Raw genomic sequence first — 6,059 nt, 5'->3', positions numbered from 1 at the left:
CGGGATCATCGCCATGTTCCAGCAGGAATGGGCCTTGGCCGGTCATGCGCGGCCGTTGCGCAGCATCGCCATCGTCGACGAGGTGCCCGAACAGCAGTACCTGTACCCGGAGTTTCTGCTGTTTCAACAGCTGTTCCAGCGCCATGGCTTGCAGGTGGTGATCGCTGACCCTTCCGAGTTGAGCTTGAAGAATGGCCTGCTCTGGCATGGCGAACTGGCCATCGACCTGGTCTACAACCGCCTGACCGATTTCGCTTTACAAGCCCCGGCCAATGCCACGCTGCGCCAGGCCTATCTCGAGCACGCCAGCCTGCTCACGCCGCACCCGCAGGCCCATGCCCTGTATGCCGACAAGCGCAACCTGGCACTGCTCTGCGATGCCGAGCAACTAACCGCGCTCGGCGTGGCCGAGGCCACTCAGGAGCTGCTGCTGGCGGCCATTCCGCATACCGAACTGGTCGCTCCGGCCAACGCCGAGCGCCTGTGGCGCGAACGCAAGCGGCTGTTCTTCAAACCCTGCACCGGTTATGGCAGCCGCGCCGCCTACCGTGGCGACAAGTTGACCCAGCGCGTCTGGCAGGAAATTCTCGCCGGCGACTACGTGGCCCAGGCCCTGGTGTTGCCGGGGCAGCGGCTGATGGCCCGCGATAGCCCGGCGCTGAAGTTCGATGTACGCGACTATGCCTACGACGGTGCCGTGCAGTGGGTGGCGGCGCGCCTGTATCAGGGCCAGACCACCAACTTCCGCACCCCGGGCGGCGGCTTTGCGCCGGTCTATCCAGGGCTGGAAAAGGGCTGTGCAGCGGCGTGCCAATAGCGCGCGAGTCGGTCAGCCGACTGGGCTCGTCTGGGCATGCCTGGGCAGCCCCAGGGAAATCAGCGCGGCGAGCAGGACGAAGGCCGAGGAAATCCACAGGCACGCCTCCAGCCCGTAAGCCTGATAGACCCAGCCGGAGAGCAGGGTGCCGAGCAGCCGGCCCATGGCGTTGGACATGTAATAGAAGCCCACGTCCAGCGATACGCCGTCTTCCTTGGCGTAGCTGACGATCAGGTAGCTGTGCAGCGAGGAGTTCACCGCGAACAGCGCACCGAATACCAATAGGCCGCCAAGCAGCACCCAGTGCGCCGACCCGCCGGCGTACAGCCCCAGGGCAATGGCCGCCGGCAGCCCCGCCAGCAAGGCGGCCCAGGCGAAGGCGGCGCGGCCATCCGGCACCTGGCCGCGGGCCTTGCCGGTAAGCGCCGGGGCGCAGGACTGGACCAGACCGTAGCCGATCACCCAGGCCGCGAGAAAGCCGCCGACCATCCAGAAGTCCCAGCCGAACACGCTGGACAGGTACACCGGCAACGCTACCACGAACCAGACATCGCGCGCGCCGAACAGAAACAAGCGCGCGGCCGAGAGGATGTTGACCGCCCGGCTCTTCGACAGGATGTCGCGGAACCGGGGTTTGGCCTTGGCCTTGCCCAAGTCTTTCTTCAGCAACAACAGGCTGGCCAGCCAGATCAGCGCCAGCAGCGCTGCCATCAGCATTAGCGCACCGCGGAAACCGAGCAGAGCGAGCAGGGCGCCGCCGAGAAAGAAGCCCACGCCCTTGAGCGCATTCTTCGAGCCGGTGAGGATCGCCACCCACTTGTACAGGATGCCCTGCTGGCTGCCCGGCACCAGCAGCTTGATCGAGCTCTTGGCGCTCATCTTGTTCAGGTCTTTGGCGATGCCCGACAGGGCCTGTGCACCCATCACCCAGGGAATGCTCAGCCACGGGGCCGGTATGGTGAGCATCAGCAAGGCGGCCACCTGCAGGCCCAGGCCGATATTCATGGTGCGATTCAGGCCCAGGCGAGCGCCCAGATAACCGCCGACCAGGTTGGTGATCACGCCGAAGATTTCGTAGAACAGAAACAGCGCGGCGATCTGCAGCGGCGTATAGCCGAGGCTGTGGAAGTGCAGCACCACCAGCATGCGCAAGGCGCCGTCGGTGAGGGTGAAGGCCCAGTAGTTGCCGGTCACCAGCAGGTATTGACGGACGCCAGGCGAGAGCGTGGAGAGGGCAGGCATGGTGTTATCCAGTGAGCCCGGCTTCGGGTGTAGGGTGCGCCATGCGCGCCATGCGCGCCATGCGCGCGATGGCGCGGTGGTTGGTGCGCGCGGCGCACCCTACAAGGTAGATCCGGATCAGGTTTTGTTGTGGTTGATGGCCATGGCCAGGCCCAGGTGTCAGTGAGCCAAACCGACCAGTCGCGCCAGTTCCATGGTGCGATTGGCGTAGGCCCATTCGTTGTCGTACCAGGCGTACAGCTTGACCTGGGTGCCGTTGATCACCATGGTCGAGAGCGCATCGATGATCGAGGAGCGCGGGTCGGTGCGGTAGTCGATGGACACCAGCGGACGCTCCTCGTAACCGAGGATGTCCTTCAGCGGGCCATCGGCGGCGGCCTTGAGCAGGGCATTGACCTCATCCACAGTGGTGGCGCGCTCGACTTCGAACACGCAATCGGTCAGCGAGGCGTTGGCCAGTGGCACGCGCACGGCCAGGCCGTTCAGGCGGCCCTTGAGGTCGGGGAAGATCTCGGCAATCGCGCTGGCCGACCCGGTGCTGGTGGGGATAAGGCTCATGCCCGCAGCACGCGCGCGGCGCAGGTCCTTGTGCGGCTGGTCGAGGATGCTTTGGCTATTGGTCAGGTCGTGGATGGTGGTGATCGAGCCGTGGCGGATGCCCAGGTGTTGGTGGATCACCTTGACCACTGGCGCCAGGCAGTTGGTGGTGCAGGACGCGGCGGTGACGATGCGGTGCAGCGCCGGGTCGAACAGGTCCTGATTGACGCCCATGACGATATTCAGCGCGCCGGCTTCCTTCACCGGGGCGCTGACGACCACGCGCTTGACCCCTTGCTCCAGGTAGCCCGAAAGCACCGCGACCGTCTTCATCTTGCCACTGGCTTCGATCACCAGATCGCAGCCCGACCAGTCGGTGTCGGCGATGGCCTTGTTGGCGCTGACCTTGACCTGCTTGCCGCCGATCAGGATGCAGCCGTCCGCGCTGCTCGCTTCATGCTGCCAACGGCCGTGCACCGAGTCGAAATTGAGCAGGTGCGCGTGGGTCGCCGGGTCGCCGGCCGGGTCGTTGATCTGCACGAATTCCAGCTCTGGCCAGTCCCAGGCGGCGCGCAAGGCCAGGCGGCCGATGCGACCGAAACCGTTGATGCCTACTTTGATGGTCATGATGGCTTCCTTATGCAATGAATTTAACTATCTGCGTCTGGAACGCAGCGCCCAGCCATGCCGTCGAGGCGCTTGGCATCGGGGCTGAGCCATTGCTGGTTGGCACCCAGGGTGGCGTTCAGCACGGCGATCACCCAGTGCGGCAGATTGGGGTGCAGGCGGTAATACACCCATTGGCCCTGGCGGCGATCTGCCAGCAACCCGCAGGTGCGCAATTGCGCCAGGTGACGGGAGATCTTGGGCTGGCTTTCATCAAGAGCACTGGTCAGCTCGCAGACGCAGAGTTCTTGCTCGGCCGTGATCAGCAGCATCAGGCGTACGCGGGTTTCGTCGGCCAGGCATTTGAAAACGCTGGTCGGAGTCAGGTGTGCGGCCATTGCAGTTCTCAACGTTTGCTTCCATCTTGATGCGCTCATCACCCGCCCCGGCGGCGTCGGTGCACAGGTTGATCGGGTGTTCCCGCCTGACCGCCTGTATTTCGTCGATTGACGGGCTGCCTGGCCGCGCAGACAAACAGCGCCCGCGTTCGGTTGCTCAGCGCGACTCTCAATATATGGCAAAGCGAATATACGTATAGCCGCATGTATCGTAAAGCCCGACAGGTTCCCGGGTGTTGGCCATTGTGCGGTTCGCCAGCTGGACGCCAGTGGCAGGTATAGTGCGAGCAGTGAACGGTTTGCCTCCTACAATTTAGCTCAAGCTCCCCTATGCACAGACTCGACCTGAAGATTCGCCTGCACTGTGGCGCCGATATCGCCATCGGCCCCGGCAAGGCCGACTTGCTCGAAGCCATCCGGCAAACCGGCTCGATCAGCGCGGCCGCGCGCAGTTTGGGCATGTCCTATCGGCGTGCCTGGCTGCTGGTCGAAACCATGAACCGCTGCTTCAAGGAGCCCTTGGTCATCACGTTGGCGGGCGGTCGTCATGGTGGCGGCAGCCAACTGACCGAGATGGGCGGGCAAGTGCTGCGGCGCTACCGTGAACTCTGCGACCAGGCGCTGGCCGCCGTGCAGGATGGCCTGGGCGATCTGGGCGCCTTGTTGGCCGATCCCCTGCCTGCGAGCCAGTAGCGAGAAAGGCCTGCGGATTGGCGCTGCCGGCAATCGCCGGCAGCTCCTGAGGCGAATAGCTGAACTCAGCGGTTGTGAAAAAACTACCGTGACGGCGCTCGACATTTTCACAACACGCTGAGCGTGTTTACGCCCCCGCAATGACCCGGCCAATGGCCGGGTCGTTGCGTTTCAGGTTGCCCGACGACTCTCCTCAGACCGCCAGACCGACCGTCGATCCGCCGCGATCCGCGCTAGCGCCACAGAGGGGCTGACTATACTTACCGCTTGTTGGCAGGGCCGTTGAACCGCGCGCAGCGGCGCATGCCATTGCCCGACAGTGCTGCGCTGTCTAGGTAGCCCGCGTCCACGCGCTCATGACGAGTCCATGACCGATGAACGATGCTCACTCGCATGCTCCACGTCAGCCAGGTGTCCTGCCCAGGACACTGTCGGTGGAGGAGGCGCTGCGCATGCCGCGCATCGCCATCGAGTCGATCGAACCGGCGCTCGAGCAGGGTCGCTTCGCCGCCAAGGCGATCGTCGGCCAGCCGGTTAGCGTAAGCGCGAAAATCTTCACCGATGGCCACGAGAAGCTGGGAACTGCGCTGCTCTGGCACTTCGAGGGCGAGGAAGGCGGCCATCGCGTGCGCCTCAGCGAACTTGGCAACGACAGCTGGCAGGCACAATTCACCCCCTTTCGTGTCGGCCGTTATGGCTTCGTCATCGCCGCCTGGTGGGATCACTACGAAACCTTCCGCTACGAATTGACCAAGAAGTACGACACCGGCATGCCGATCGGGCTGGAGTTGCAGGAGGGGCGCATCCTGCTGGAGAGCACCTTGCAGCGGGCGCAGGGTGAGGCCCGGGCGGCGTTGGACGAGCAGCTGCAACTGCTGCTCCAGGCCCATGACGAAAGCGCACAGTTGGCCATCCTCCTGGGCGATGAGATGGCCGCCGCCATGGGTCGCCTGGATGAGCACGCGCACCTGGTGCGCAGCGCGGAGTTCGCCATCGAGGTCGAGCGGCCACTGGCCGGATTCGCCAGCTGGTATGAACTGTTCCCGCGTTCCGAGACCGACGACCCCGGGCGGCACGGCACCTTCAACGACGTCTGCAAGCGCCTGCCGATGATCCGCGACATGGGTTTCGACGTGCTCTATTTTCCGCCGATCCACCCGATCGGGCGCAGTTATCGCAAGGGCCCGAACAACCAACTGGATGCCGGTCCGGACGACCCTGGCAGTCCCTACGCGATCGGCAGCGAGGAGGGTGGCCACGAGGCGATTCATCCGCAACTCGGCAGCCGCGAGGACTTCCGCCGGCTGGTCGCCGCCGCCGCCGAACACGGTCTGGAAATCGCCCTGGACTTCGCCATTCAGTGTTCCCAGGACCATCCCTGGCTGAAGCAGCACCCCGGCTGGTTTTCCTGGCGCCCGGACGGCAGCATCCGCTATGCCGAGAACCCGCCGAAGAAATACCAGGACATCGTCAACGTCGACTTCTACACGGCGGACGCCATGCCCGACCTCTGGCTGGCCTTGCGCGACGTGGTCGCCGGCTGGGTGGCCGAGGGCGTGAAGGTGTTCCGCGTCGACAACCCGCACACCAAACCGCTGCCCTTCTGGGAATGGCTGATCACCGACATCCGTCGCCAGAACCCCGAGGTGATGTTCCTCGCCGAGGCCTTCACCCGCCCGGCGATGATGGCGCGCCTGGGCAAGCTGGGCTTCAGTCAGAGCTACACCTACTTCACCTGGCGCAACCTCAAGGACGAACTCGAGGCG

Annotated in this window: 5 protein-coding genes and 1 pseudogene; 3 read left to right on the top strand and 3 right to left on the bottom strand. The window is 64.5% G+C overall.

The genetic code is table 11. From position 1 onward, the window contains the following. Positions 1–817, top strand: a pseudogene (locus tag ABZE94_RS19540) (hypothetical protein); the annotation flags it as partial. A gap of 12 nt (positions 818–829) precedes the next feature. Here ABZE94_RS19540 and arsJ read toward each other — a convergent pair. The 3 genes from arsJ to ABZE94_RS19525 form a co-directional block, all read right to left on the bottom strand. Next, complete coding sequence (gene arsJ, locus ABZE94_RS19535) at positions 830–2,059, bottom strand: organoarsenical effux MFS transporter ArsJ (protein ID WP_372877603.1); 1,230 nt, start codon at positions 2,057–2,059, stop codon at positions 830–832. Between the two features lie 159 nt (positions 2,060–2,218). Next, positions 2,219–3,223: an ArsJ-associated glyceraldehyde-3-phosphate dehydrogenase gene (locus ABZE94_RS19530; protein ID WP_372877601.1), complete on the bottom strand. Its 1,005-nt coding sequence runs from the start codon at positions 3,221–3,223 to the stop codon at positions 2,219–2,221. Between the two features lie 23 nt (positions 3,224–3,246). Continuing rightward, positions 3,247–3,600: a metalloregulator ArsR/SmtB family transcription factor gene (locus ABZE94_RS19525; RefSeq protein WP_372877599.1), complete on the bottom strand. Its 354-nt coding sequence runs from the start codon at positions 3,598–3,600 to the stop codon at positions 3,247–3,249. Between the two features lie 330 nt (positions 3,601–3,930). Here ABZE94_RS19525 and ABZE94_RS19520 point away from each other — a divergent pair, with 330 nt between their 5' ends. After that, positions 3,931–4,293 (top strand): winged helix-turn-helix domain-containing protein, encoded by a 363-nt coding sequence (locus ABZE94_RS19520; RefSeq protein WP_372877597.1) that lies wholly within the window; start codon positions 3,931–3,933, stop codon positions 4,291–4,293. Between the two features lie 374 nt (positions 4,294–4,667). Further along, positions 4,668–6,059 (top strand): maltotransferase domain-containing protein (locus ABZE94_RS19515; RefSeq protein WP_372877595.1); only part of this gene is annotated, 1,392 nt, incomplete at its 3' end.

Source organism: Pseudomonas sp. (genome assembly GCF_041601375.1).
GTDB lineage: Bacteria > Pseudomonadota > Gammaproteobacteria > Pseudomonadales > Pseudomonadaceae > Aquipseudomonas.
Note: the sequence above shows the minus strand (reverse complement) of the source record. Positions and strands in the feature narration are given on the sequence as shown.